The sequence below is a fragment of the Thioclava atlantica genome (assembly GCF_000737065.1).
GTDB classification, from domain to species: domain Bacteria; phylum Pseudomonadota; class Alphaproteobacteria; order Rhodobacterales; family Rhodobacteraceae; genus Thioclava; species Thioclava atlantica.
Window position 1 is genome coordinate 166,376 of the sequence record NZ_AQRC01000004.1, and the last position, 24,675, is coordinate 191,050.

At 64.1% G+C, this 24,675-nt stretch carries 24 protein-coding genes; 17 read left to right on the top strand and 7 right to left on the bottom strand.

The window, feature by feature from the left end; genetic code table 11:
* Positions 1-43 precede the first annotated feature (43 nt).
* From DW2_RS06815 to ileS, 5 genes are all read left to right on the top strand, one after another.
* Positions 44-646, top strand: coding sequence for a helix-turn-helix transcriptional regulator (locus DW2_RS06815; protein ID WP_051855562.1), 603 nt, complete (start codon positions 44-46; stop codon positions 644-646).
* A 126-nt stretch (positions 647-772) separates the two neighbouring features.
* Positions 773-1,474 (top strand): autoinducer binding domain-containing protein, encoded by a 702-nt coding sequence (locus tag DW2_RS06820; protein ID WP_038144841.1) that lies wholly within the window; start codon positions 773-775, stop codon positions 1,472-1,474.
* Between the two features lie 466 nt (positions 1,475-1,940).
* Positions 1,941-2,582 carry an acyl-homoserine-lactone synthase gene (locus DW2_RS06825; protein ID WP_038144844.1) on the top strand — a complete coding sequence of 214 codons (642 nt, stop codon included), beginning with the start codon at positions 1,941-1,943 and terminating at the stop codon, positions 2,580-2,582.
* A complete protein-coding gene (locus DW2_RS06830) occupies positions 2,579-2,875 on the top strand; it encodes a hypothetical protein (protein WP_038144846.1) in 297 nt (98 codons plus the stop codon). Before DW2_RS06825 ends, DW2_RS06830 begins: the two co-directional genes overlap by 4 nt.
* Positions 2,876-3,528: 653 nt before the next feature.
* A complete protein-coding gene (gene ileS / locus DW2_RS06835) occupies positions 3,529-6,516 on the top strand; it encodes an isoleucine--tRNA ligase (protein WP_038144848.1) in 2,988 nt (995 codons plus the stop codon).
* Between the two features lie 153 nt (positions 6,517-6,669).
* Here the strand turns inward: ileS and DW2_RS06840 are convergent, their stop codons facing one another.
* Together DW2_RS06840 and motA are read right to left on the bottom strand one after the other, a co-directional pair.
* On the bottom strand, positions 6,670-7,104 hold the full coding sequence (locus tag DW2_RS06840) for a flagellar export protein FliJ (protein WP_038144849.1): 435 nt from the start codon (positions 7,102-7,104) through the stop codon (positions 6,670-6,672).
* A gap of 7 nt (positions 7,105-7,111) precedes the next feature.
* A complete protein-coding gene (gene motA / locus DW2_RS06845; RefSeq protein ID WP_038144851.1) occupies positions 7,112-7,981 on the bottom strand; it encodes a flagellar motor stator protein MotA in 870 nt (289 codons plus the stop codon).
* 234 nt (positions 7,982-8,215) lie between these two features.
* Between motA and DW2_RS06850 the strand changes: the two genes are divergently transcribed.
* Genes DW2_RS06850 through DW2_RS06860 form a run of 3 tightly spaced genes read left to right on the top strand, consistent with a single transcriptional unit; the run spans position 8,216 to position 12,579 of the window.
* Positions 8,216-9,361, top strand: coding sequence for a hypothetical protein (locus DW2_RS06850; RefSeq protein WP_038144853.1), 1,146 nt, complete (start codon positions 8,216-8,218; stop codon positions 9,359-9,361).
* A 3-nt stretch (positions 9,362-9,364) separates the two neighbouring features.
* Entirely contained in the window at positions 9,365-10,711 is a 1,347-nt protein-coding gene (locus tag DW2_RS19030; protein WP_051855564.1) for an FkbM family methyltransferase, read from the top strand.
* Positions 10,708-12,579 carry a tetratricopeptide repeat protein gene (locus tag DW2_RS06860; RefSeq protein ID WP_038144856.1) on the top strand — a complete coding sequence of 624 codons (1,872 nt, stop codon included), beginning with the start codon at positions 10,708-10,710 and terminating at the stop codon, positions 12,577-12,579. Before DW2_RS19030 ends, DW2_RS06860 begins: the two co-directional genes overlap by 4 nt.
* A 4-nt stretch (positions 12,580-12,583) precedes the next feature.
* Here the strand turns inward: DW2_RS06860 and DW2_RS06865 are convergent, their stop codons facing one another.
* Complete coding sequence (locus tag DW2_RS06865; protein ID WP_238321278.1) at positions 12,584-13,933, bottom strand: FliI/YscN family ATPase; 1,350 nt, start codon at positions 13,931-13,933, stop codon at positions 12,584-12,586.
* A gap of 86 nt (positions 13,934-14,019) precedes the next feature.
* Between DW2_RS06865 and DW2_RS06870 the strand changes: the two genes are divergently transcribed.
* The 8 genes from DW2_RS06870 to flhB are packed head-to-tail and all read left to right on the top strand — an operon-like array spanning position 14,020 to position 20,234.
* Positions 14,020-14,394, top strand: a complete 375-nt coding sequence (locus DW2_RS06870; RefSeq protein WP_038144861.1) for a flagellar basal body rod protein FlgB — start codon at positions 14,020-14,022, stop codon at positions 14,392-14,394.
* A 17-nt stretch (positions 14,395-14,411) separates the two neighbouring features.
* Positions 14,412-14,822 (top strand): flagellar basal body rod protein FlgC, encoded by a 411-nt coding sequence (flgC, locus tag DW2_RS06875; protein ID WP_038144863.1) that lies wholly within the window; start codon positions 14,412-14,414, stop codon positions 14,820-14,822.
* Between the two features lie 7 nt (positions 14,823-14,829).
* A complete protein-coding gene (fliE, locus tag DW2_RS06880) occupies positions 14,830-15,147 on the top strand; it encodes a flagellar hook-basal body complex protein FliE (protein WP_038144865.1) in 318 nt (105 codons plus the stop codon).
* 16 nt (positions 15,148-15,163) lie between these two features.
* Positions 15,164-15,433, top strand: coding sequence for a flagellar biosynthesis protein FliQ (gene fliQ / locus DW2_RS06885; protein ID WP_038144867.1), 270 nt, complete (start codon positions 15,164-15,166; stop codon positions 15,431-15,433).
* Positions 15,433-16,227, top strand: coding sequence for a transglycosylase SLT domain-containing protein (locus DW2_RS06890; RefSeq protein WP_038144869.1), 795 nt, complete (start codon positions 15,433-15,435; stop codon positions 16,225-16,227). Before fliQ ends, DW2_RS06890 begins: the two co-directional genes overlap by 1 nt.
* Before the next feature lie 7 nt (positions 16,228-16,234).
* Positions 16,235-18,325 (top strand): flagellar biosynthesis protein FlhA, encoded by a 2,091-nt coding sequence (flhA, locus tag DW2_RS06895; protein WP_051855566.1) that lies wholly within the window; start codon positions 16,235-16,237, stop codon positions 18,323-18,325.
* Positions 18,326-18,328: 3 nt separating this feature from the next.
* On the top strand, positions 18,329-19,090 hold the full coding sequence (locus tag DW2_RS06900; protein WP_038144871.1) for a flagellar biosynthetic protein FliR: 762 nt from the start codon (positions 18,329-18,331) through the stop codon (positions 19,088-19,090).
* A 10-nt stretch (positions 19,091-19,100) separates the two neighbouring features.
* Positions 19,101-20,234 (top strand): flagellar biosynthesis protein FlhB, encoded by a 1,134-nt coding sequence (gene flhB / locus DW2_RS06905; RefSeq protein WP_038144874.1) that lies wholly within the window; start codon positions 19,101-19,103, stop codon positions 20,232-20,234.
* An 85-nt stretch (positions 20,235-20,319) separates the two neighbouring features.
* Here flhB and DW2_RS06910 read toward each other — a convergent pair whose 3' ends face one another.
* Genes DW2_RS06910 through DW2_RS06925 form a run of 4 tightly spaced genes read right to left on the bottom strand, consistent with a single transcriptional unit; the run spans position 20,320 to position 22,805 of the window.
* The gene (locus DW2_RS06910) at positions 20,320-20,958 is read right to left on the bottom strand and encodes a MotE family protein (protein WP_038144877.1); all 639 of its coding nucleotides are present in this window, start codon (positions 20,956-20,958) and stop codon (positions 20,320-20,322) included.
* Positions 20,952-21,332, bottom strand: a complete 381-nt coding sequence (locus DW2_RS06915) for a hypothetical protein (RefSeq protein ID WP_038144881.1) — start codon at positions 21,330-21,332, stop codon at positions 20,952-20,954. The genes DW2_RS06910 and DW2_RS06915 overlap by 7 nt, the downstream gene beginning before the upstream one ends.
* On the bottom strand, positions 21,313-22,239 hold the full coding sequence (locus DW2_RS06920) for a flagellar motor switch protein FliM (RefSeq protein ID WP_162178890.1): 927 nt from the start codon (positions 22,237-22,239) through the stop codon (positions 21,313-21,315). Before DW2_RS06920 ends, DW2_RS06915 begins: the two co-directional genes overlap by 20 nt.
* A gap of 20 nt (positions 22,240-22,259) precedes the next feature.
* Positions 22,260-22,805, bottom strand: a complete 546-nt coding sequence (locus tag DW2_RS06925) for a flagellar basal body-associated FliL family protein (RefSeq protein ID WP_051855571.1) — start codon at positions 22,803-22,805, stop codon at positions 22,260-22,262.
* 195 nt (positions 22,806-23,000) lie between these two features.
* Between DW2_RS06925 and fliF the strand changes: the two genes are divergently transcribed.
* The gene (gene fliF / locus DW2_RS06930; protein ID WP_238321279.1) at positions 23,001-24,674 is read left to right on the top strand and encodes a flagellar basal-body MS-ring/collar protein FliF; all 1,674 of its coding nucleotides are present in this window, start codon (positions 23,001-23,003) and stop codon (positions 24,672-24,674) included.
* The last annotated feature ends 1 nt before the right edge of the window (position 24,675 follow it).

The window sequence follows — 24,675 nt, forward strand, 5'->3', positions numbered from 1 at the left end:
AAAGACTACGGCCCACTCGGTCACAATGGAAGCGCCGAACGGTATGAACCTTAGTGATTTTCAAAGTCTTTTCGCCGAACTCGCACCTGCAGGCTGTTACGTCGCCTTGCGGGTCGGCTTTTACGCGCCGGAAGCCGAGTTGAACCTGTTCCCGGCCGAGTGGATCGACCACTATACTCTTTCCGGACATGCGCTGGCCGATCCCCTCTTGCGGTGGTGTCAGGAAAATGCGGGCTACGCACGCTGGCGGGACATCGACGGATTGGCCGCCACCCGCGTCATGCGCGACTATCAGTCTTTTGGCTATACATTCGGGAGCGTCGTGTCGATCCGTGGGACGCTTTCGATGCCCAAGCGGAGCCTGGGGATCTTCGCGCGCTCTGACCGGGACCTGCTGGATTCCGAGATGGAGGAAATCCAGAAGAGCCTCTCGCGCATCCATGCCTACGAACCCAAGGCGCTGACGGATGCGCAACTGGAAGCACTTCAACTCTATTCCAGGGGCTATCTCCAGAAAGAGATTGCCTACAAATTGCAGATCTCCGTCGGTGCGGTCAAAGCGCGGCTCCGGGGCGGTGCGGACCGCCTCGAGGCCAGGACGCTGAGGGAAGCCGCCCACATTGCCGCAAGCCGAGGGCTTCTCTGACGCGTCGCGTTAGGATACCCCTTGAACTTGTGATAGACATCGGATGGGAGATTGCGCATGGCAATCTGCAAATCCTTTTTGGTGGACGAACGAGTTGGACCTCGTCCATTTGGGCAGGACGCGTGAATGGATATCATCGACCTGGGCTCTGTGCCGTCGAGTTCGGAGAACTACGTTTGCTACATTGAACAAATGTGCGACACTCTGGGCCTCGATTTCGGCTCCTACGCGTCTGTAAACCCCGTGACGGGGGCAGTCGTCGGGTACGCCAACTACCCGGACCCGTGGAAAACCCACTACATGACTCGCAATTTGCATCGGGTGGATCCCACCCTGCAAAAAGCAAGCTTGAGCATCGCACCAGTGGATTGGCAGCGGTTCGAAAGGGACCAGAAATTCAAGTCGGTATTCTTTGCGGCGGAGGATTTCGGGATCACGGCTCAGGGTTTGACGGTCCCAATTCGCGGCCCCTATGGCGATCGTGGCTTGCTCTCGGTGACGCGGAACTGCTCGCAAGAGGAATGGGAAAAGCTCAAGCGCCATATTATGGGCAATCTTCAGACCGCGGCTGTCCATCTGCACGACTCGATTATGCGTTCGACCGGTCTCATTGGCGCCTTGGGATATCCGGCACTCTCGTCCCGGGAAAAAGAGATTTTGCAGTGGACCGCGGCGGGAAAACTTCAGCAGGAAATCGGCGATATATTGTCGATTTCGTATCGCACTGTCGAAATCCATTTGCGATCAGCACGATACAAACTTGGCGCAGTCACCACCGTCCAAGCGGTAGGCCGAGCCATCGGAATGGGGCTGATCCACCCGAGTTGAGCGCACGCAATGTGAGCGTTTCTGCCACTCAAGGTTGCAACCAATTCGATGGGTTTAACGGCGTGAATCCGGAATTGTTTTACATCCGAAACTGCGGGGAATTGCGCTGACCTCGCGCATTCATGCAGCACCAAGGGCGCGAAAAACATCACGCGCGAGATTAAGAAACTGGCCCGTTGATTTCGGACTGACGGCGAAAATCGACGCCCTTTGTGCCGCTTTCGCCTTTCCGCGCGCTTCCAAAAACTGAGCCTCCCTGCCATTCGTTTGGCACACGCTCGTACGATGATTTTCGGTCGAAAAAAGCAGACGCCCGAATAACATTTACACGCAATGGTTGTGTTCCGCCAAGCTTTCCAAATCCATCAGGCCCGCCCCCAAGCAAGCACTTAGGGATTTCCCTTATTTCCAGCTCCCGGCATCGAGAATTATAAATCTTAACCATAACGCAATCGGGGCTATCACAATGATCATCATCGTCGACTCTCTCAATGCTCACGAATATCCGGACCTTCTCAAACAGATGCACGAGCTCAGAGCGCGGGTCTTCAGCGGAAGGCTCGGCTGGGACGTCAAGGTTGTCGATGGCATGGAACGCGATGCTTTCGACGAGTTGGATCCTGCCCACGTCATCAGCATCGATGACGAAGGCCGCGTTGTCGGCTGCATGAGGCTTCTGCAGACCACCGGTCCTCACATGCTCTCCGACGTCTTTTCCTGCCTTCTCGATGGGGAGCCCCCCATTCGCAGCCCGCTGGTCTGGGAAGCTACCCGCTTCTGCGTCGACACCAATGTGCTCGTCCGTGGGGCGGCGCGGAACTCGATCTCCTACGTCACGAGCGAAGTGATGATCGGCGCGTTTGAATACGGCATGGCCGCGGGCATCACGGATGCTGTCGCCGTCATCGACCCTGTCATGAACCGCGTGATGAAACGCTCGGGCAACGCGCCTTATGGCTACCTCGGTTCGCCCCATCCCATGGGCAAGGTCACGGCGCTCGCCGCTCTCATGGATTGTTCGGAAAAACGCATCGCTCAGATCCGCGAGTTTTCGGGCATCCATCACGACGTCTTCAGCGTTACCGCTCTGGAGGAAACCAGGCCATGACAGTCTACTCCAAATTCCCGAAACCCTATGCAGCGGCGGAGCGTATAGACGCCTCCAGCGAGCTCGCGTCACATCAATGGATCGTTCGTATCCTCGCTGAGATCGTCGAATATTCCGAGGCTCATCGCCTGGATGCAGTGGCGGATCCCCTGATCGCCGCTATCGAGGAAATCGCGCCCGCGCTGGCGAGCGGCAAGGTCGCGGATGAACCTGCAGTGTCCGATGGCGGAAGCCGCGGCGCACGGGAGCCTGCAGAGGTTATCCGTTTCCCCAAAAAGAACTTGCGCGGATGAACCAGCAGCCCCCCGGGCCGAGCGCAACCTGACAAACCATTCGCGCCCACCCTCGAGGCCTGTGCAGACTCTCGAATACCGAAATTGCTGCTCGCCGCGCCAATCCTGCGACCGCCCCCCCTGCGATCCTGCATACCGATGCGCAGCGCGCGATTGCCGCTCGTGCGGTACGCTTCGATGAACTTGGGCAGCCTGCCACGTCGCGGCACCTCGCGATTGTTCGTGCAATGAGGCGCTGAAAACCGCCTCCGTCTTCCCCTCCATCTGGCGACAACCGCGACGGATCGCGCCCCCTCCACGTGATATTTGCGCATCTGTCTCAACCCCGAGGCATGGCGCCTCCATCTCCAGCACCGGAAAGAAGGCAGAATGACCAACCTGCCAAGTTCGGTCTGGCGTTTTCTTGTGATATCCGACCTGCCGACGATGCTCGTGGCGCGAGGCCAATAACGACCGGTCTCGGGGCCGAGCCCCGGTGATCTGCGCTTGCCGCCTTCGCGGGTCACGCCTATAAGGGCGGCATGTTCTGGCTGGCCCACTCCCCGCGAATTATTTGCCCGGCGCTCTGACGCGTCAGGGTAGCCGGGATATTGAGCCCACGCCTTAGGCGCGCTCCGTCGCGCGCCCACCCTTTCCCCGAGGACGACATATCCATGAGTTCCGACCAGACCACCGAGACGAGCGCCCCCGATTATCGCGGCACCGTCTTCCTGCCCAAGACCGAATTCCCGATGCGTGCGGGCCTGCCCGCCCGCGAGCCCGAATGGCTCGCGCGTTGGGAGAAAATCGGCATCTACGACCGGCTGCGCGAGAAGGCCGCGCGCGAGGGCAACCGCGCGCCCTTCACGCTGCATGACGGCCCGCCCTATGCCAATGGCCATCTCCATATCGGTCACGCGCTCAACAAGATCCTGAAGGATTTCATCACCCGTTCGCAGCAGATGATGGGGCGCGATGCGCGCTATGTGCCGGGCTGGGATTGCCACGGGCTTCCGATCGAATGGAAGATCGAGGAACAGTATCGCGCCAAGGGCCTCGACAAGGACGAGGTGGACGTGGTGGCCTTCCGCCGCGAATGCCGCGCCTTCGCCGACAAATGGGTCGATATCCAGCGCGAGGAGTTCCAGCGCCTCGGCGTCTACGGCAACTGGGCCGATCCCTACCTGACGATGAACTATCATGCCGAGGCGGTGATCGCCGAGGAATTCATGAAGTTCCTGATGAACGGCACCCTCTATCAGGGCTCGAAGCCGGTGATGTGGTCGCCTGTCGAGAAGACCGCGCTGGCCGAGGCCGAGGTCGAGTATCACGACCATACCAGCCACACGATCTGGGTGCGCTTCCGGGTACGCCGCGGCGGCAACGCCCCGATGCCCACCGAAGACCCGGTGGAATATGACGATGCGGATCAGGCGCTGCTGGCCGATCAGCTTCATCAGGCGGCGGTGGTGATCTGGACCACCACCCCCTGGACGATCCCGCAAAACCGCGCGGTCTCGTTCCACCCGTCGATCGCCTACGGCCTCTATCGCGTCGACGCGGTCGAGGAGAAATCGACCGCGACCGAGGGCGAGCTTCTGCTGATGGCCGATGCGCTCGCGCAGTCGGTGATGGATCAGGCCAAGGTCTCCGGCTTCACCCGCACCCGCGATGTCGGCGCGACGGAACTGGAAGGGCTCACGCTCGCCCATCCCTATGCCGGGGTCGAGGGCGCGAATGGCGAATGGGATTTCGACGTCCCCTGCCTGCCGGGCGATCACGTCACCGACGAGGCCGGGACGGGCTTTGTCCATACCGCCCCTTCGCATGGCGACGACGACTACCAGATGGGCCTCAAGTTCGGCCTGCCGATGACCTATAATGTCGAGCCCGACGGGACCTACCGCAAGGACCTGCCGCTGTTCGGCGGCGAGGCGATCATCGAGGCCGATGGCAAGGACGGCCCGGCCAACGTATCGAACATCAAGCAACTGGCCTGGGCCGGAGCGCTGCTGGCGAAGGGCAAGATCAAGCACTCCTACCCGCATAGCTGGCGCTCCAAAGCCCCGCTGATCTATCGCAACACGCCGCAATGGTTCGCCGCGATCGACCACAAGCTGGACGATGGCATGGGCGAGTATGGCGACACGATCCGCGCCCGCGCGCTGACCTCGATCGAAGAGCTGGTGACCTTCACGCCTGAGAAGGGCAAGAACCGCCTGCATTCGATGATCGAGAACCGCCCGGACTGGGTGCTCAGCCGCCAGCGCGCCTGGGGCGTGCCGCTGACCTGCTTCGTCAAGAAAGGCGCCAAGCCCACCGACGACGATTTCCTGCTGCGCAATGCCGAGGTGAACGCCCGCATCTCCGCGGCCTTCGAAACCGAGGGCGCGGATGTCTGGTATCAGGACGGCTTCAAGGAAAAGGTTCTGAGCGGGCTGGTGAACCCCGACGATTACGAGCAGGTCTTCGACGTGCTCGACGTCTGGTTCGACAGCGGCTCCACCCATGCCTTCGTGCTGCGTGACCGCGCGGACGGGACCGAGGACGGCATCGCCGATGTCTATCTCGAAGGGACCGACCAGCATCGCGGCTGGTTCCATTCCTCGCTGCTGCAGGCCTGCGCCACGAAGGGCCGCGCGCCCTATCGCAACGTGGTGACCCACGGGTTCACGCTCGACGAGAAGGGCATGAAGATGTCCAAATCGCTCGGCAACACGATCGTGCCCGAGGAAGTCATCAAGCAATACGGCGCGGATATCCTGCGTCTCTGGGTCGCGCAGACCGACTTCACCGAGGACCAGCGCATCGGCCCGGAGATCCTGAAAGGGGTCGCCGACAGCTATCGCCGGCTGCGCAACACGCTGCGCTTCATGCTGGGCAATCTCGACGGGTTCTCGGAAGCCGAGCGTGTCGCGCCCGCCGAGATGCCGGAGCTGGAGCGTTGGGTGCTGCATCGTCTCGCGCAGCTCGATACCGAGGTCCGCAAGGGCTATGACGCCTTCGACTTCCAGGGCGTGTTCCAGCAGCTCTTCAACTTCTGCACGGTGGACCTGTCGGCGTTCTATTTCGATATCCGCAAGGATGTTCTTTATTGCGACGCCGAGGACAGCCTGCGCCGCCGGGCGGCACGCACGGTTCTCGACCTGCTGTTCCACCGCCTGACGACCTGGCTCGCGCCGATCCTCGTCTTCACGATGGAAGACGTGTGGCTGTCGCGCTTCCCGGGTGATGACGCATCCGTGCATCTCGAGGACATCCCCGAGACCCCGGCCGATTGGGCCGATGCCGAGCTCGCGGCGAAATGGGATGGCATCCGCCGCGCCCGCCGCGTGGTCACCGCCGCGCTGGAAGTGCAGCGGACGGCGAAGGTGATCGGTGCCTCGCTCGAGGCCGCGCCCGTGGTGCATGTCGAGGAAGCAGAGCTTCTGGCCGCGCTCAAATCCGTGGCCTTCGAGGATGTCTGCATCACCTCGGATATCTCGCTGACCGCCGATCCGGCCCCGCAGGAGGCGTTCCGCCTTCCCGAACTGCCGGGCATCGCGGTGGTCTTCGAAAAGGCCGATGGCGAGAAATGCGAACGCTGCTGGAAGATCCTGCCCGATGTCGGCAACCACGCCCATCCCGGCACCTGCAAGCGCTGCGATGCGGCGCTCGATTGAGGGCAGCGCCACGGCAAGAGACAGAAAGGGCACCCGATCGGGTGCCCTTTTCATTTGCCGAAGAAATGAGCCGAGCTCGCCGCACTAGCCGAAATGCACCTGCCTGAGACCCGTCGCATCACCTCGCCCCGCGAGTGCGCCGCGCCGGGGCTGTCACTCCGGATCGTCCCTGTCCCGCAACCAGCGTTGCAGCGTGCGCTCTTCGATCTGGGCCTGTTCACGCCGGGCCAGGTCCGCAGCTTTCTTCGCGCGTGCCTGCTCGAGAAGCTTGTCGTAGGTTTTCGCGTCCTGGAACAGCGCCCGCATCCTGTCCTCGAGCGGCTGGCGACGCTGGTTCAAGGCGCCGATCTCGGTGTCGAGCCACGACACGGTCTCGCGCACCGCCTCCCGGAACCCGGCCGCATAGGGTGCGGTCTCGAGGGAGGTGACATGAAGCTCGTCGCGCGCGCGTGCCACCAGCGTGTCGCGTTCACCTTCAAGCCGCGCGACCTGCGCATTCAGGGTCGCGAGTTCGGCGGCCTGCTCTTCGAGCTCGCGCCGACGCAGCCGCCCGATCACGTCCAGCGCAGCGATCCGGTCCCGCGCCATGAGCCGCTCACGCCGCCTGCGGCAATTCTTTCTGCGCTTGTTCGACGGCGTAGAAATCGGGCTGATGGACGCTCGGGATGCTGCCGCGGCCGATCTCGACGCAGATATTCGGCGGATGATCACTCACCAGCGCCACGAACACATCGCGGATCACCGAATAGAAGGCGGAGTCTTCCTCTTCGATCTGACGCAGGCGGCCGGACATCGGCTGAACGAAGCAATAGGCGAGAAACACGCCCAGGAAGGTTCCGACAAGCGCGCCGCCGATCATGCCGCCCAGGATTTCCGGTGGCTGGTCGATCGCGCCCATCGTCTTGATCACTCCGAGGACCGCCGCGATGATGCCGATCGCCGGCAGCGCATCGGAGACGGTCTGGAGCGCCGAGGCGGGCGCCATGACCTCGCGGTGATGCTTCTTGAGCTTGCGGTTGATCACGTCCTCGGTCTGATACTTGTCATCGAAATTCATCGCCAGCATGCGGAAACTGTCGGTCACCAGCTGGATCGCGAAATGGTCCTTCAGGATCCGCGGATAGCGGCTGAAGATCTCGCTCTCGGCGGGGGCCTCGATATGCGAGTCGAGCGCGATGATCCCCTTGTTGCGATAGAGCCGCGAAAGCTCGAACAGCAGGTTGAGCAGATCTGTGTAATCCGAGGTCTTCCATTTGCTGCCCTTGAGCACCTTCAGAAGCCCCCGGCCCGATTGCCGGATCATTCCGAAGGAGTTCGCGATGAGGAATGAGCCCAGGGCAGCACCGCCGATCATCATCCCCTCGAAAGGCAAGGCGTGAAGCAGAACCTCCATGTTCCCCCCGGAGAGGAGGAAACCGCCGAAAACAAGGCCCACTACGGCCAAAAAGCCAAGAATGATCGTCATTAATCTTTGTCCGCGTGTTTCGCGCCCTGCGGTCCTTCGACCGGCGGCCGCCGTTCCTCACATATCCCGAACAAATCTCCGGCCATGCTTGGATCAAGTCAAGTATAAATAGTTAACGCGTGGATTAAAGTAAGCATTACCACCAGAAAACAGGACAAAACCAAGGAAACTTGACCGCAATAACAAGAATAGATAGGCTCGTCGCAACAACGCATCTTGCATTCAGGGCATCCTATGAACGCCAGCGCGGAAGCCATAGCCTTTCTGCTCGAGGAGCAGGACCTGCGCCACCTGTTCCAGCAGTGGCCGCCGCAGATGCGCCTCGCCGTCGGGCTCGACCCGGCAGGCGGATGTGCGATGCTGGTCTTTCACGCGACTGAGGCCGACCGCATCCTGCCCCGGCTCGCACGCTGCATGGAGTGGCGGGCCGATGAGTTCGCCGTCATCCCGAAGATCGAGGGATACCACACCCGGCGGATGCTGTTTTCCGACGAGCAGAAGATCCTGTCCCTCGTTCACGAGACCGAAAACCTCCCCGAGGTCGCGCGCGACTATGCGATCAATTATGCCTACGCCGCCGATGAGGGGCTCGACCCTGAATCGCTGACCGACGCCAGGTCGGCGTCGGTCTCGCCCGAGGCGCGCGAGGTCGAGCGCCTCCTGTCGGAGCTGCACCCGCCCCAGGCCGCGCCGCCAAATCCGCATCACGCAAGTCTGGCCGTGCCGCCTGTCTCGCGGGTCCGGGAGGAGCCGGCGCGGATCGGCGGCGAGGACGGTGGGCCACCGGGCTTTCGACGGCTGAACGACACCCACCGGGCCGAGGCCCTCATGGCGTCCTGCGAGTTGGCACTCGTAGCTGGCGAGACCGTGCGGATCAGCATCGAGGAGGCAGGCACGGACGCGCAAAGCTACTCGATCAACGACATCTATTTCCGCGATGACCTTCGCAGCTTCGCCATTCCGGTGGCGGAACTGGCCCGACAGGGCGCGACGGCCCTCCCCGGTCAGATCCTGGCATCGGGGGAGTATTTCCCCGCCTCGCTTCTCGCGGCGTTGCGCCGGGCGCCGCTCTCGGCGCGATTGACCGCGCTCGACCATTTCATCTTCATCGCGCCCGAAGCCGCCAAGGTCCGCGCCACGCCTCTCTCCGCCCCGCCCCGAGAGACCCGCGGCAAACTATCCGCAGGGCGCACCGGCGCGAAGCCCCAGCTTCGCACGATGCTGGGCGGCGCCGCGCTGCTCGTTCTCTCGGCTCTGGCGCTTCAGCTCGGCCTCACCCCTGCGCTCAGCCACGGCGAGGCGCGCAAGGTTTCCCTCGATACGATCCGGGAATCCGTCTTCCAATCGCTCGCGGAGCAACAGACCGGCAAGGAGCGCTGAGACATGGATTGCGCCATCATCACCCCGATCGGCCCCGGCCACCGCGACCTGTTCGAGGAAAGCTGCGCGCCTTCCGTCGAGACCGCGATCGCCTTCTCCAAGGGGTCCTTCGACCGGATCCATCACTATGCGATGGATGACACCCAAGGGCTTCATGGCCGCTCGGCGCGCCGCAATGCCGCGATCCGGCAGGCGCAGGAGGCGGGCGTGGAATGGATCTTCTTCCTCGATGCGGACGATGTGATGACACCCAACGCGTTCGAAGCCTTCGGACGGCGGCTCACCGAAGAGCCGAAGCTCGACGCGCTCTGGGGCTTGATCTGCGAATTCGATGCGGCTGGCGAGCCGCAACTTCGCGACAGCCAACCCGCAGAGATCTCGACCTATGCGGAGTTCCTCGCCACGCCGCCCTTCTTCGCCATCCAGATCGGGGGCTTCGTCCGCACCTCGCTGGTGTCGCGCTTCGGCTTCGACGAACAGATGGACACGGGAGAGGACTACAAGCTCTATCTGCAACTCTGGCAGACGGGGACTTGTGCGAAACGCCCCGAGATCTTCTTCGTCAATCGCCGCGACCGGCATTCTTCCGGCCCGCGCTCCGCGACCGGGGCGGACTGGTCGAGGCAGGTTGAAAGGATGTGGGCCGAGGCGGTGGAACGAAATCCGGTCTGGGCCCGGCTCGAGCACCAAGGCGTGCCGGCGAAGATGCAGATCACCAATCCGCTCGACATCATCCAGAACACCCATCTTCAGGGACGGTTCTTCGAGGACAGCTCGCTCGAGAAATTGCGCGGTCTGATCGGGGTGGAGGCGCCGCATATCGTCGAGGTGGGCGCGAATATCGGCAATCACGTCGTCTGGTACGCCCAGCATCTGAACCCCGCGCGCATCTATCCGGTGGAGCCCAATCCCGAGGCGCTCGCGATCCTGGAAGGCAACATCGCCGCGAACGGGATCGAGGCGCTGATCGACCGACGCGGCATGGGGTACGGCGCCGGGCGCGAGGCAGGTAGTTTCCGCGCCGAGACCACGCAGGAGAACAACCTCGGCGCGACGACGCTGATCGCCGATGACGCGGGCGACCTGAAGGTCGTGCCGCTCGACGCGCTCATGGCCGACGCCCGGGCCGATTTTCTCAAGATCGACGCCGAGGGGATGGAGCTTGACGTGCTCGCGGGTGCGGAGGCGCTGATCGCGCGCGACCGGCCCCTGATCTGGGTCGAGACACGGCGCGACAACCTCCTCGCCTTCGCGCAGGAGTGGTGCCGCGGGCATGACTACGTGCTGATCGACAGCGTGTTCTACGTCCATTCGATCGACTACTTCGCCATTCCGAGGGAACGCGCATGACCCAGACCACCCTCTCCCGCAAAGACCGGCGTGCCCGCGCCGCCCGGGCGGTGAAGCATTACGGGATCTCCGACGGGGCGGCGGCCCTGACGATGCACGGGGCCTACGAGGCGCTGGCCGCAGCCGATGGCCTGCAAGCCGCGCGACTGGCGCATGAGGTGAGCCAGACCCACCCCTCCAATCGTCACCCCTGGATCGTGCTCGGGACCGTGGCCCTCGATCGCCGCGAGGCCGCGGCAGGGGCGCAATTCTTCGAGCGCGCGCTCCTGATCGCGCCCGCCGATCCGGTGGCCCTGGCGGGACTGGGCAAGGCGCGGGTTCTGCAAGCCGATATCTTCGGGGCGGTCGATCTCTTCGCGCGTGCGATCGAGCATGGCAGCGAAGACGTCGCGATGGCCCGCCTCTACGCCGATCTGATGGGACGGCTCGATCGCTCGACCACCGCCGGCCAAGGTCTGCGCAAGATGGCCGAGCGCATGAAGACAGCCGAGCTCTGGCTTATCACCGCCGAGGCATTTGCACGCGGCGAAAGCAACGCCGAGGCCGCGCCCGCCTATGAGCAAGCCGCGCGCCTCGCGCCCACGCCGATCCCTCATCGGATCGGCCTGCTCAAGGCGAAACTCTTCCGACAGGACTATGCGGGCGTGATTGCCGGCGCCGATGCGCTCTTGCCTGATACGGAAGAAGAAAGTGGGCATCGCGATGAAATCGTCACGCTGCGCATGGCCGCGCTGCGGGCGCATGGCGACCCGAAGGGCGCCCTCGACGCGCTTTCGCACCGCTTCCGCGACCCGGTCTACTATCAGCGCGCCCTTGGGTTTGCCGCCCAGTGCCACCTCGATCGCAACGAGCTGCATGAGGCCGGCATCGCCTTTCGCCAGGCGCTTCATGTCCTCGACGGGGCGGGTCCCTGGGTTCAGCGCGCCTATGGAACCTTCCTGATGGGACAGGGCGATTTCGTGTCGGGCGCATCTCATTACGCAGGCCGCCAACCCGACGCCAACCGCCGCCGCATCCCTTACGAGAATTCCGCGCCCGAACGTCTCGCCACGCGCCAGCGCCTCTTTCTGGTGGACGAACAGGGGATCGGCGATCAGCTCGCCCTGTTGCCGATCATCGAACGCGCGCCCCTGCCTGCCGGAGCTCGGATCACCTTTGTCGGCGATCCGCGGTTGAAGCCCTTGCTCGAGCGAAGCCGGCTTGAGGTCGAGTTCGCCGAGACGGCCGAGTTCGAGACCGGAACCCTGAGGGTCGCGCCCGAAGAGATGATCTTCGTGGGTGACTTGGCACGCTATCTCAGCGTCGAGGCCCTCGCGGATCACCCGTTGGGCGCCTACCTGCGCCCGGACACTCACCGCGTCGATGCGATCCGTGCCCGGTATCGCGCGAGGGCGCAGGGCGGGCCGGTCGTGGGTATCGCCTGGCACAGCAGCGACCCGATCACCGGCGCGCACCGCTCGATCGCGCTCGAGACCCTGCTGGCGGCGCTGCCCGCCGGGATGCTCGCGGTGAACCTGCAATACGGGGCCCGCGGCGCGGAGCTCGCCGAGGCCGCCCGCACCCGCCCCGATCTGACGCTTTTCGACGACCCCGAGATCGATCAGCTTGCCGATCTCGACGGCTTTGCCGCGCAGATCATGGCGCTCGACCGGGTGGTGAGCATCGACAACACAACGGCCCATATCTGCGGTGCCTTGGCGCATCCCGACGCCCATGTGCTGATCCCGAAAGGCGCGGCTTGCATGTGGTATTGGGGGCGCGAGGGATGCCCTGATCGCTGGTACGGCAATCTCACGCTTCACCGTCAGACGCATCCTGGCGACTGGAGCGTTCCCCTGTCTGAGATCGCCGCGCTGTCACCGCGCTGAGAGGTCAGGCGCCTTCGCTTTCGGCCTCTTCGGGGAGGGGCACGTCGAACCCTGCCTCCAGAAGCAACCTGTAGGTCTCGGCGAAAGCCCGCATCGATCCGAGCCGCTCCGATTTGCGTTGTGACAGGAAGACCGTCGCGCTCTGGTGAAACCGGATCGCCGCATCGGTATCGGGATCGGCGCCGGGGCGATAGGCCCCCACCCGGATCAGATCCTCCATATCGGCATATTTCCCGAGCGCACGACGGGCCGCCTGCATGATGCGATACTCCGCTTCGGTGTGACAGTCGGGCAGCATCCGCGAGATGCTCTTTTGCACGTTCACCGCGGGGTAGCGGTCCTGTTCGGCGATGTGCCGGTCCAGCACGATATGCCCGTCCACGATCCCGCGCACGGTATCGGCGATCGGCTCGTTCATGTCGTCGCCATCCACCAGCACCGTGTAGAGCCCGGTGATGTCGCCGCTCCCTTCGACCCCGGGGCCGGCCCGCTCGAGAAGATGCGGGAGTTCCGCGAAGACCGTCGGCGGGTAGCCTCGCGTGGTCGGGGGCTCCCCCCCGGAGAGGCCGATCTCGCGCTGCGCCATCGCAAAGCGCGTCACCGAGTCGATCAGGAGCAGCACCTGCTTGCCCTCATCGCGGAAATGCTCGGCCACCGCCGTGGCCGTCCAGGCGGCCTGGCGGCGCAGCAGGGGCGGCTCGTCCCCGGTCGCCACGACGACGACCGCGCGCGCCATCCCCTCCGGACCCAGATCGTTCTGGATGAAGTCCTGCACCTCGCGGCCGCGTTCGCCCACCAGTCCGATCACGATCACATCCGTATCGGTGTTGCGTGCGAGCATCGCCATCAGCGTGGATTTCCCGACGCCCGATCCCGCGAAGACCCCCATGCGCTGGCCGCGGCAGATCGGGGTGAAAATGTCGAATACCTTGATCTGCGTCTCGAGCTTCGCCCCGACCCGCTTGCGATCGAAGGCGCGCGGCGGCGAGGCCTTCAGATCGCGCGCATGTTCGCCCGGTGTCCAGGACGTGCCGCTGCGGACAGGTCGGCCGAGCGCATCCACGACCTGGCCGATCCAGCTCTCGTCGGGATGGATGAGATCGCCATGCTGATCGAGCTCCACCCGGTCGCCCACCGACACGCCGTCCCAGCTTCCGAACGGCAGAACGCGGGTCCCCGCCTCGCCCAGTCCCACTGCCTCGGCAAGCACCGGACCACGCCGGCCGTGAACGATGCAGCGCTGCCCGATCCCCATGGCGCGCTCGAGGCCGGCGACGGTCAGCGACAGGCCGGTCACCGAGCGGACATATCCGACAATTCTTGCCCCGTCGGCCTCGTCGACCGCGCAATTCAAGGAAGAAAAAATCGTGTTCACAAGGATAAAGCCTATCAATCCATACTCACTACGCTATACTATCCATGAAAACGGAGCGATCCAACGTGAAACTTGATACGATATCCTTTTTTAATCTCGCCTCGGATCGGATGCAGTGGCTGGCGGCGCGCCAGAAGGTTCTGGCCGAGAATATCGCCAATGCCGACACGCCGAATTACCGCGCGCGCGACGTGACCGACTTCGAGAGCTTTCTCGAGAAGAGCAACTCCGGAACCCGCGCAGCGGGCGGAGCGCAACAGGAGGTCACCGTCGAAACGGTCCGCGCCGGCGGCGCTTGGGACAGCAGTCTCGACGGCAATGACGTGACGCTCGAACAGCAATCCGTGATGGCGAGCGAGAACGCCGAGCAATACCGGCTGGCGACGAACCTCTATCGCAAGGCCTACCAACTGCTCAATGCCGCCAGCGGCAAGGAATAACGCGAGGAAAACCCATCATGGACCCTCTGAAATCAATCGGTGAAATCGCCGCAAGCGGGCTCAGGGCGCAAGGCGAACGGCTGAAGGTCGTCTCCGAGAACGTCGCGAATGCGGATTCGACCGGGTCGACGCCGGGCGCCGACCCGTATCGCCGCAAGACCATCTCCTTTGGCGAGATGGTCGATGACGCGACGGGCGCCACGATGGTCGACGTCGCCGAGATCGGGCGCGACACCTCCGATTTCGTGCTGAAATACGACCCGTCCCATCCGGCCGCGAATGCCGAGGGCTTCGTGAAGATGCCCAATGTCAATCCGATCATCGAGATGAGCAACATGCGCGAAGCCGCGCGCAGCTACGAGGCCAACCTCAACATGCTCGAAACCGGCCGCCAGATGCGGCGCGAGATGATCGATCTCCTGAAATAGGTGAAGCATGAGCGATCCAGTTCTCTCCAATGCGGCGATCCGCGGTGCCTATGGCGCGGCCCGAAACCTGAGCGGCGCCCCCGCCGCGCATGAAAGCGAGAAAGCCGGGCAGAGCTTCGGCGACATGCTCAAGAGCGCCGCCGAAGAGGCGGTGCAGACCATGCGCAGCGCCGATTCGACCGCGCAGGCCGGTCTGGTGGGCAAGGCCAGCACGCAGCAGGTCGTCGAGGCGACAATGGCGATGGAATCCACAGTCAAGGTCACCGTGGCTATGCGCGACAAGCTGGTCGAAGCCTATCAGGAAATCATGCGGATGCCGATCTGAGCCGGGCGGGAGCGACATGGAAGAAGCCGATGTCTACGCGATCATGTCGGACACGATCTGGACGGTCCTGCTGGGGGCCGGCCCGATCCTGGCGCTCGCGCTCATCGTGGGGCTCGGCATCGCCATCTTCCAGGCGCTGACCCAGGTGCAAGAGATGACGCTCACCTTCGTCCCGAAGATCGTCGCGATCTTCGTGGGCCTCGTGCTTGCCCTGCCCTTCATCTACGCGACGCTTTCCCATCTGTCGCAAACCGTCTTCGATCTCATCATGAACGGACCCGTGTGATGGCGCAGCCGCGGTGGTTCCGGCGCCTCGCGGCTCTGGTGCTCTCGGGCATCATCGCCGCCGGACCGGCGCGGGCCGAGGGCTGGGCGGGCTTCTACACGTCCAGCCGTCCGAGCGTCTCCGAGGAGGCCATCGCCATCGACAATGACCAGCGGTGCCTGCGCGAGATCTTCGCCGCTCAGGAACGCTATGGAATTCCCGACAACCTCCTGCTCGCGATCGGGCTTCAGGAGGCCGGCTTGCGCAACGAGGGTCGGCTGACGGTCTGGCCCTGGAGCGTCAATGCCGCAGGCGAGGGGCGGGTCTTCGACAGCCGCGAGGCCGCCCTTGCCTGGGTGCATCAGAAACAGGCCGAGGGCGTCTCCTCGATCGATACGGGCTGCATGCAGGTGAACCGCAAATGGCATCCGGATGCCTTCGACTCGCTCGCCCAGTCCTTCGATCCGGCGGCGAATGTGGATTATGCCGCGCGGTTTCTCGTCGATTTGCACCGGCGGACCGGGGACTGGTGGCTCGCGGCCGGGTCCTATCATTCCTTCACGCCCGACGCGCGCGAGACCTATCTGAACACGCTCAAACGCAATCTCGCGGTGGCGCAGAAGCGCAGCGCCTATTTCATCCAGCTCGCGGGCGCGGCGGTTGCACACGAGCCGAACACCCTGCCGCAAGCCGACGGAAGGAAAGTCCCTGTGTTCTGGTCGGCTGCGATGACCGAAGACCAGGACATGCGGCTCTCGATCTATTCGACCAACGATCTGCAGCCCGTGCTTCCCGAATTCACGCGAACGAATTGAGCGACAGATGAACCCAGACCAGACCAGCATCGGCAGCACCCTCGCGGGGTTCGGCTTCAGGAACCGGGATGTCGGCTTCGCGATCGGCGTCACGCTGATCCTTGGAATGCTCTTCGTCCCGCTGCCGCCGATCATCCTGGATTTCGGCCTCGCGATCTCGCTCTCGCTCTCGGTGCTGATCCTCATGGTGGCGCTCTGGATTCCGAAGCCCCTCGAATTCAACTCCTTCCCCACTCTCCTGCTCGTCGTGACGATGCTGCGGCTGTCGCTCAACATTTCCTCGACCCGGCTCATTCTCAGCAACGGCCATACCGGGACCGATGCGGCGGGCGGCGTCATCGAGGGCTTCTCGCGCTTCATCGTCGGCGGGGATTTCGTGATCGGCATCGTCATCTTCGCGATCCTCGTCGTGATCAATTTCGTCGTCATCACGAAGGGCTCGACCCGGATCGCCGAGGTCTCCGCGCGGTTCTCGCTCGACGCGATGCCCGGCAAGCAGATGGCGATCGACGCCGATCTCGGCGCGGGGCTGATCGACGAGGTGGAAGCCAAGCGCCGCCGAAAGGAGCTCGAAGACGAAAGCGGCTTCTTCGGCGCGATGGACGGAGCATCGAAATTCGTGCGCGGCGACGCGGTGGCCGGCATCATCATCACGCTGATCAACGTGGTGGGCGGCATTCTGATCGGCGTCGTCCAGCATGGGCTGAGCGTCAGCCAGGCCGCGGGCAACTATACCGTGCTGACGATCGGCGACGGGCTCGTGACCCAGATCCCCGCGCTCGTGGTCTCGCTGGCCGCGGGCCTGATCGTCACGAAGGGTGGCACGGAGGGCGCGGCCAACGAGGCGGTGCTCGGGCAGCTCAGCAACTTCCCCAAGGCCCTCTACATGGCGGCGGTCCTCCTTTTCGGGATCGGCCTGCTGCCCGGCTTCCCCATCGTGGTTTTCGTCGCGCTTGCCGGATTGCTCGCAGGCCTCGGCTGGGTGATGCAGGACCAAGCCGCGACCCGCGCCAGCGCCGAGGCTGCAGCCCAGGCGAAGGAAGCCCAGTCCGAGGAAACGGCGGCCGAGAGCGCGCAACAGCAACTCAAGCTCGACGAGTTGCGCCTCAGCCTCGGGGCGGGACTGGTGCCGCTGATCGCAAGCATGGATGCGGCCCTGCCCGGCAAGGTGAAAAGCCTGCGCAACCTGTTCATGAAGGATTACGGCTTCGTCCTGCCCTCGGTGCGCATCAAGGACGACCCGATGCTGCCGACCAACACCTATTCGATTCTGGTGCAGGGCGTCGAAGCGGCGCGGGGCGAACTTCGTCCCAACTTGGTGATGGTCATCGACCCGGCCGGCGATCAGGTGAAGCTTCCCGGAGAGCGGATCAAGGAGCCCACATTCGGCCTGAGCGCGGTCTGGATCGACCCCTCGCGCGCCTCCGAGGCCGAACAGCAGGGCCATACCGTCGTCGACCCCGAGAGCGTGATCACCACCCATCTCACCGAGATCATCAAGGAGCACATGTCCGAACTGCTCACCTATGGGGCGGTGAAGAAACTCCTCGCCGAGCTCGACCGGGATTACCAGAAACTCGCGAGCGACATTTCCAACCCCGCCCCCGAGATCCTGCTCCAGCAAGTCCTGCAATCGCTTCTGGCCGAGCGCATCTCGATCCGCAATCTGCCCCTGATCATCGAGGCCGTCGCCGAGGCTGCCCCCTCGAGCACGAACCCCGCGGTGATCACCGAGCGGGTCCGGGCGCGCCTTGCCAACCAGATCTGCCGCGCGCTCGCGGACGGCTCCGGTTTCGTGCCGGTGCTCACCATGTCGGGGGCCTGGGAGCACGAATTCGCCGAGGCCGTGAAGATCAACGGGAAGGAACGGACCTTCCTGATGTCGCCGCAGCGCGTTCAGGAATTCGTCCTCGAAGCGCGGCAGGAAATTCAACGCCACGCCGCGCGCGACGAATGGCCCGCGCTCATGGTCGCGCCCGAAGTGCGCGGCTATGTTCGCTCGATGCTCGAGCGGGTGAGCCCGATGACGCAGGTGATCTCGCATAACGAGGTGCATCGGAAGGCCGCCATGAAGACGGTCGGGACGATCGGGGCCTGACCCATGGGCGAGCTCGGCGCATTTCTCGACGGCCAGCTTTTCGGCTACCTCATCGTCTTCGCCCGGCTGGGCAGCGCGCTGATGTTCATGCCCGGCTTCGGGGAGATGCAGGTGCCGACACGAACGCGCCTCGCCATCGCGCTGGTCTTCAGCCTCGCGCTCTATCCCGCGACCCCGGTGGCCCCGATCCAGCCCGACAATCTCGTGACCTTCGCCATCCTCCTCGGCCTCGAGGTTACCACGGGCCTGTGGATCGGGCTGACCGCGCGGGTCCTGCTCAGCGCCCTGCAATTCGCAGGTCATCAGGCCGGACAGGTCTCCGGGCTCGCAAATGCCTTCGCCCCCAGCCTCGGCTCTTTCGAGGGCTCCACCATGGTCGCGAGTTTCCTCCTCCTTTCGGGCGTCACCCTGATCTTCGTCACGAACACGCATCACGTCATCATCCGGGCGCTGCTCTATTCCTACGAGGTCTTCCCGCCGGATACGCTTCTGCTCGGCGACATGGCCCGACAGATCGTCAAGGCCGCCTCGGCAAGCCTTTACATCGGTGCGGCCATCGCGGCGCCCTTCTTCGTCATGGGCATCATCCTCAATCTCGGGATGGGGCTTGCAAACCGGATGATGCCCGCGCTTCCGGTCTTCTTCGTGGCGGCCCCCACGCTCATCGCGGCGGGCCTCCTGATCCTGGCGGTCGCAACCCCGAGCATGCTGCACGTCTTCCTGGGCCAGTTTACCGGCTGGCTCGGGAGTTTCGTCATTCCATAAGGAGCCGGGTGTGGCCGAAGGCGACGAACAGGACAAATCCTCCAAGACCGAAGAGCCGACAGACAAGCGGCTGAAATCGGCACGCGAGAAGGGCGACGTTCCCGCCTCGCGCGAGACCGGCAACATGATGTCGGTCTTTTCCCTGCTGGTCATCGTGGTCTTCGTTCTCCCGCTCGTGGCGGGCCAGGCCGTCACTTCGCTCGGTCAGATCTTTTCCGGGGCGGGGCAGGTCGAGATCGGTCAGGGCGGAGCGGGATTGCGCGATATCGGCGGCATCCTGGGCAACCTGATCCGCGAGATCGTGGTCTGGGCCGCCCCGATCTTCGGGGTGATGATCCTCGCCGCGCTGTTCGGGGTTCTGATCCAGGGCGAAACCGTGGTCGCCTCCGAGCGCCTGACGCCGAAGCTCTCGAAACTCTCGCCGCTCGCGGGTCTCAAGCGGATGTTCTCGCCCTCAGCTCTCGTCGAATTCGCGAAAAGCATCGCGAAGGTTCTCGTCATCGGCGTGCTGGCACTCTGGGTGGCGAAACGCGCCGTCACCGGCATCTGGCAAGGCGAGAATTTCCTGCCCGAGCAGATACCGGTTTACGCGGCGCATTGGGCCGGGTGGCTGCTGGGCGCGGCGATGATCTTCCTCGTGCCCGTCACCATCGGCGACATCATCTGGAAGCGGTTCGAGTGGCGCCGGAAACTGCGCATGTCGCTCAAGGAGATCCGCGACGAGATGAAGGATTCCGAGGGCGATCCGCAGATCAAGAGCCGCAGGGCCGAGATCGCGCGCCGTCGGGCGCGCCAGCGCATGGCGCAAGCGGTCCCGACCGCCAGCGTTGTCGTGACGAACCCGACGCATTTCGCCGTGGCGCTCAAATACGAACAGGGCAGCGACGCCGCGCCGGTCTGCGTCGCGAAAGGGGCCGATGCGGTGGCGGCGCGGATCCGCAAGATCGCGCGCGACAACGAGGTGCCCATCGTCGAGAACAAGCCGCTCGCCCGCACGCTTCACGCCACCATCGAGGTGGATGACATGGTGCCGATCGAGCACTGGCAGGCCGTCGCGGAAATCATCGGCTATGTCATGGACCTGCGCCGCAATATTCGCCGCGCGCCGCCGAAGGGCTCCGTGCTGCGGGTCGATGAGGAGTGACGGGCCGGGGGTGACCGCGCGGTTCTCCCCCTCGCGACAAGAGAGAAGCTCCCGCGGCCGGGCGTGGCTCAGACGCCCGCGCGGTTCAGTTCAGCTTCACGTTGACCAGCTTCTGGTCGCCGGGCAGCTTCGAGCGCTCGAGGATGATCTTTGAGACCGCGCGTGCGCGCACCGGGTTCATCTCGGCCATGATCGGCGCGACCTCGCGCTCCTTCATCGTCGCCAGCACCATGACCGTCACCTCGATGTCGAGATCGTTCATGATCGCCGCCGCCGCCGCCGGTTTCATGTTCTTGTAGATGGACACCAGTCGATCCACGTCCTCGGTATGGGATTTCTCCACCTTGTCGAGAAGCGTGGTGACCTTGTCCTTCAGCTCGGTCAGATGCTTCGACTGGGTGTCGAGCCCCTGCTTGGCGAGTTCGATCTCGGCGCTGCGGGCGTCGAGTTTCTTCTTCTGATCCGCGAGGAGATCACGCTCCTGCCGCACCGACATCAACAGCTCTTCTGGTGTCGGGCTGCAGGCCCCCGGGGCGGTGGAAAGCTTGCCAGTCGATGCCAGCGCCGCGGTGGCGCTTTCCTTTTCGGCGCCGCTTGCGAGAGCGGCCGGCAGCAGCGAATCCGGAAACGGGATCATGCCCGACGGAAGGCTGGTCACGAGCTTGGCGCCCCCCGACAGCAGCAGCGCACCGACCAGAACTTGCAGACTGCGGCTCTTCACCATTGCCCCTGCGCCTCCCGCCGCACCCGCGTCTGATCGAAGAAGCTTTTCACCAGCTCGGCCTTGCCGGTGACCCGGGTCAGACCCATCGGCGATTTCGGCCCCGAGCGACGCGAATTGAAGGTCAGGGTCGGCGCCGCTCCTTGCGAGGGTGCCGGATCGGGCGAGGGCGCTTCGCGGCTTGCGGCCACCGCGTCCTTCATCCGGTCGACGGATTCCTGCGACTTGTCCACGGCGGCGGAAAAGGCGGTGACGAGCGGCTCCATCTCCTCGAGAACGAGCATGAGCTTCTTGACCCGCCGCGTGATCAGCACGCCATAGGCCATCAGCCCGCCAAGGGACACGAGAATAATCGCGTTAATCAGCATCGACGTCATTGCTCCACTCGTCCTTTCCCATGAGGTTCGCCGTCACGCGCAGCGCCACCGATCCGTTTTGCTTCTTGCCCATCTCTCCCTCGAGAACCGGGCTCCCGGCACAGAGCACGAGCACGGGATGGGTATCGTCGATCCGGAGATCGAACGTATCCCCGACTTTCCATTCCAGGATCTCGCGCATCGGCAACACGACCTCGTGCAGCTGTGCGGTGAGAACCACCGAAGAGCCCTCGATTTTCTGCGTCAGTTGCGCGCGCCAGGAATTGTCCGCACCGAGCCGCTCGCCAAAGAAGATCTTCGTGAGAAGCGGCCGGACCGGCTCGAGCGTCGCATAGGGCAGGACCAGGAATACTTCGCCGTCATGACCGTCGAGATTGATCTTCAGGGGCACGCGCACCGTGGGACTGCTGGGCTGGGCGATATTGGCGAATTGCGGGTTGCTCTCCATCCGGTCGACCTGGAAGACGACCTCGCAGATCTGGCGGAATCCCACCGCCATGTCGGCAAGGATGAGTTCGGCGAGTTTCTCGCCCATCCGGCGCTCGATCGTGGTGAAGCCGTGCTTCGCATCCTTCGCCCTGCCCGACGGCTGCCCGCCGAGCATCAGCTCGAGCGCCGAGAACAAGAAGACGGAGTCCAGCGACAGGACGAATTGGTCGTCCCAGGGATCGGCCTGTGCGACGGCGATCAGGCCATGTTTCGGAAGGCTCTTCATCGCCTCGGAGAACGGCAGGTATTCGACCTCGCCGAGCGACACGTCGAGCACCGATCCGGTGACCGACTTGAGCGAACTGGAAAAGGACAGGACGAAGCGCTCGAAGATCACGTCCAGCATCGGCAGACGCTCGTAATTGAGCATCGACATGCGAATGATCTCGTCTTCGATTTCCGCAGTCGTCGTCGCCATTTCCGCCTGCCCCGCCATCGTCACTGCACCACCAGATCGCTGATGAGAACTTCCTTGGGCGTGTCGTTGCCCACGACCGCGCGGGCGCGCTTGAGCAGTTCCGACTTGAGCTTGACCAGCCCGATGCTCCCGCGCAGGTCCTCTTCCGTCATCTGGCGCAGAAACCCGGTGAAGGTGTCGCGCATGAAGGGTTTCTTCGCGCTCATGACCGCTTCGGCGTCCTGGGATTCGGGATAGACCAGCGCCAGGTGGATCTTGAGGTAGCGCGCGGCCGGCGCGCCGGTCGCGGTCATCCCGGTGATGTTCACCACGATGTCGTCGAAATCCAGCAGCGCATCCGCACCGGCCGATGCCTCGGCGCCCGACGCGCCATGGCCCGCCGAATCCGCAGCTTTTCCTCCGGTGAGCGCTGAGACACCGCCGAACGCGACAAGCCCGCCGCAGAGCATGGCGACGAAAGCGAGGGCGCCGGCCGCGATCACGACACGCTTGTGATCGCGCAAGAACCGCCACCGCGTTTCGGGCGTCTCTCCAACCTCTTCTCCCTCAACGGCCGCATCTGTCATCGGCAATCGCGCCTCTTTTCGACGAATTTAAAGATAAAACCTGTTCTTCACTGGATGCCCCGAAGTATATACATCCGCACTTTACTTGCAATACAAAGATAGAATAGCTTCTAAGCCATGAAATAAGAATAACTGGTGTTCACCGTGCAGCAATTCTTGAGGAACCTTCAATCCCTGGGGCGGCGCAGGCTCCTCATGCTTGGAGCCGTCGGTGTCGTCAGCGTTCTCGCGCTTGTCTTCGGCCTCTCGGTCGTGACGGCCCCGAGCTACAAGTTGCTCTACAGCCAGCTTTCGCCCTCGAGCGCGGCCGGCATCGTGGATGCCCTCGATCAGGCGGGCTTCAAGACGCGGATCTCGGAAGATGGCAGCGCCGTTTCGGTTCCCGAAGCGGATATCGCACGCGCGCGCATGGCGCTTGCCGAGAAGAACCTGCCGGTGGATGGCGAGCCGGGCTGGGAGCTCTTCGACAACACGAGCGGCTTCGGCATGAACACCTTCATGCAGCATGTGAACCGGCTGCGTGCGATGGAAGGCGAACTGGCGCGCTCGATCCAGACCATCGACGGAGTGCGAAGCGCCCGCGTCCACCTGGTTCTGCCGGAACGCGAGGCATTCTCGCGCACCAGTCCCGATCCGAGCGCCAGCGTCATCGTGCGCGCCGCCTCCACCCGCGGGATCAGCCGCAAGGAGGCGCTCGCGATTCGCAACCTGATCGCCGCGGCGGTGCCCAATCTCGACGGCAACCGCGTGACCGTCCTCTCGGCCAGCGGCGAGACGATTCTCGCGGAGAATTCGGATACTGCCGGCCAGGCTACACTTCAGTCCAACAAGGCCGCGACCGAGGACCGGATGGCGCGCTCGATCGAACAGATCCTGACGGCGCGCGTCGGCGCGGGGAATGCGCGCGTTCAGGTGAATGTCGATCTGTCCAACCAGCGCGAAGTCGTGGTCGAACAGAGCTTCGATCCCGACCAGCAGGTCATCCGCTCGACCCAGAACAACACCGAGCAGCAGCAGGGCACCCAGAACGGCGATGCCGGCGTCAACACCGGCAACAACATTCCCGGCGCGCTCGGCGGGCCCGGGGCGGGAAACACCACCGACAGCCGCAGCAAGAACGGCGAGACGGTACGCTACGAGATCGGCAATACCCGGCGCGAGGTCACCACCGAGGCGGGGGCGGTCAAGCGTGTCTCAGTCGCCGTCTTGGTGAACGGCATCTACAACGTGCAGAAGGATGGCTCCCTCAAATACGAACCGCGCTCCCCCGAGGAGATCGCGCGGCTCACCGCATTGGTGAAATCGGCAATCGGCTACGACCAGAACCGCGGCGATACCGTCTCCGTCGACAGCCTGCGGTTCATCGACTACTCGATGGAGGTCGGCGGGCCGGCCGGCCCGACCCTGATGCAGCGCCTCTCGAACAATATCGTCTCGATCCTGCGCTGGCTATTTGCCCTCCTGATCGTGGTCGCTGTTCTTGTCTTCGGGCTCCGTCCGCTGCTGAACCGGGCCGATCGCGAACGCGCGCGGTTGGGCGAAGCGACTGGCGCAGGGGCGCTCGCGGCGCCCGAGGGCGGACCGGAGGCCGGCGCGCCGGAAGGCGGCAGCCTGCCCGCCCCGCCCACCACTGCCGTCGCCACCCGGGCACAGACCGCGCCGGCAGGAGACGCGCCCGAGACCGCAGCGCCGGTCCAGCGTCCGCAGCGCTACGACCCCGCCCGGGATGACGGCGACGAACTGGTCACCAACCTCGCGATCAATGGCGCGATCCTGAAACGCAAGGTCTCCGCGATCCAGCAGATCGTCGAGGAAGAACCGCATGAGGCGCTCAAGGTCCTGCGCGGCTGGCTCCTGAACGAGGCATGAG

What these genes read in the sequence shown, in the direction of transcription:
- DW2_RS06840 (WP_038144849.1), bottom strand. Translation starts at nt 7,104, where the DNA reads ATGGCGCGGGACCGGATCGCTGCGCTGGACGTGATCGGGCGGCTGCGT.
- fliE (WP_038144865.1), top strand. Translation starts at nt 14,830, where the DNA reads ATGAGCGATCCAGTTCTCTCCAATGCGGCGATCCGCGGTGCCTATGGC.
- DW2_RS06825 (WP_038144844.1), top strand. Translation starts at nt 1,941, where the DNA reads ATGATCATCATCGTCGACTCTCTCAATGCTCACGAATATCCGGACCTT.
- DW2_RS06820 (WP_038144841.1), top strand. Translation starts at nt 773, where the DNA reads ATGGATATCATCGACCTGGGCTCTGTGCCGTCGAGTTCGGAGAACTAC.
- fliQ (WP_038144867.1), top strand. Translation starts at nt 15,164, where the DNA reads ATGGAAGAAGCCGATGTCTACGCGATCATGTCGGACACGATCTGGACG.
- DW2_RS06850 (WP_038144853.1), top strand. Translation starts at nt 8,216, where the DNA reads ATGAACGCCAGCGCGGAAGCCATAGCCTTTCTGCTCGAGGAGCAGGAC.
- DW2_RS06890 (WP_038144869.1), top strand. Translation starts at nt 15,433, where the DNA reads ATGGCGCAGCCGCGGTGGTTCCGGCGCCTCGCGGCTCTGGTGCTCTCG.
- DW2_RS19030 (WP_051855564.1), top strand. Translation starts at nt 9,365, where the DNA reads ATGGATTGCGCCATCATCACCCCGATCGGCCCCGGCCACCGCGACCTG.
- DW2_RS06920 (WP_162178890.1), bottom strand. Translation starts at nt 22,239, where the DNA reads ATGGCGACGACGACTGCGGAAATCGAAGACGAGATCATTCGCATGTCG.
- DW2_RS06900 (WP_038144871.1), top strand. Translation starts at nt 18,329, where the DNA reads ATGGGCGAGCTCGGCGCATTTCTCGACGGCCAGCTTTTCGGCTACCTC.
- motA (WP_038144851.1), bottom strand. Translation starts at nt 7,981, where the DNA reads ATGACGATCATTCTTGGCTTTTTGGCCGTAGTGGGCCTTGTTTTCGGC.
- DW2_RS06915 (WP_038144881.1), bottom strand. Translation starts at nt 21,332, where the DNA reads ATGACGTCGATGCTGATTAACGCGATTATTCTCGTGTCCCTTGGCGGG.
- flgC (WP_038144863.1), top strand. Translation starts at nt 14,412, where the DNA reads ATGGACCCTCTGAAATCAATCGGTGAAATCGCCGCAAGCGGGCTCAGG.
- flhA (WP_051855566.1), top strand. Translation starts at nt 16,235, where the DNA reads ATGAACCCAGACCAGACCAGCATCGGCAGCACCCTCGCGGGGTTCGGC.
- DW2_RS06830 (WP_038144846.1), top strand. Translation starts at nt 2,579, where the DNA reads ATGACAGTCTACTCCAAATTCCCGAAACCCTATGCAGCGGCGGAGCGT.
- fliF (WP_238321279.1), top strand. Translation starts at nt 23,001, where the DNA reads ATGCTTGGAGCCGTCGGTGTCGTCAGCGTTCTCGCGCTTGTCTTCGGC.
- DW2_RS06860 (WP_038144856.1), top strand. Translation starts at nt 10,708, where the DNA reads ATGACCCAGACCACCCTCTCCCGCAAAGACCGGCGTGCCCGCGCCGCC.
- DW2_RS06910 (WP_038144877.1), bottom strand. Translation starts at nt 20,958, where the DNA reads ATGGTGAAGAGCCGCAGTCTGCAAGTTCTGGTCGGTGCGCTGCTGCTG.
- DW2_RS06925 (WP_051855571.1), bottom strand. Translation starts at nt 22,805, where the DNA reads ATGACAGATGCGGCCGTTGAGGGAGAAGAGGTTGGAGAGACGCCCGAA.
- ileS (WP_038144848.1), top strand. Translation starts at nt 3,529, where the DNA reads ATGAGTTCCGACCAGACCACCGAGACGAGCGCCCCCGATTATCGCGGC.
- DW2_RS06815 (WP_051855562.1), top strand. Translation starts at nt 44, where the DNA reads ATGAACCTTAGTGATTTTCAAAGTCTTTTCGCCGAACTCGCACCTGCA.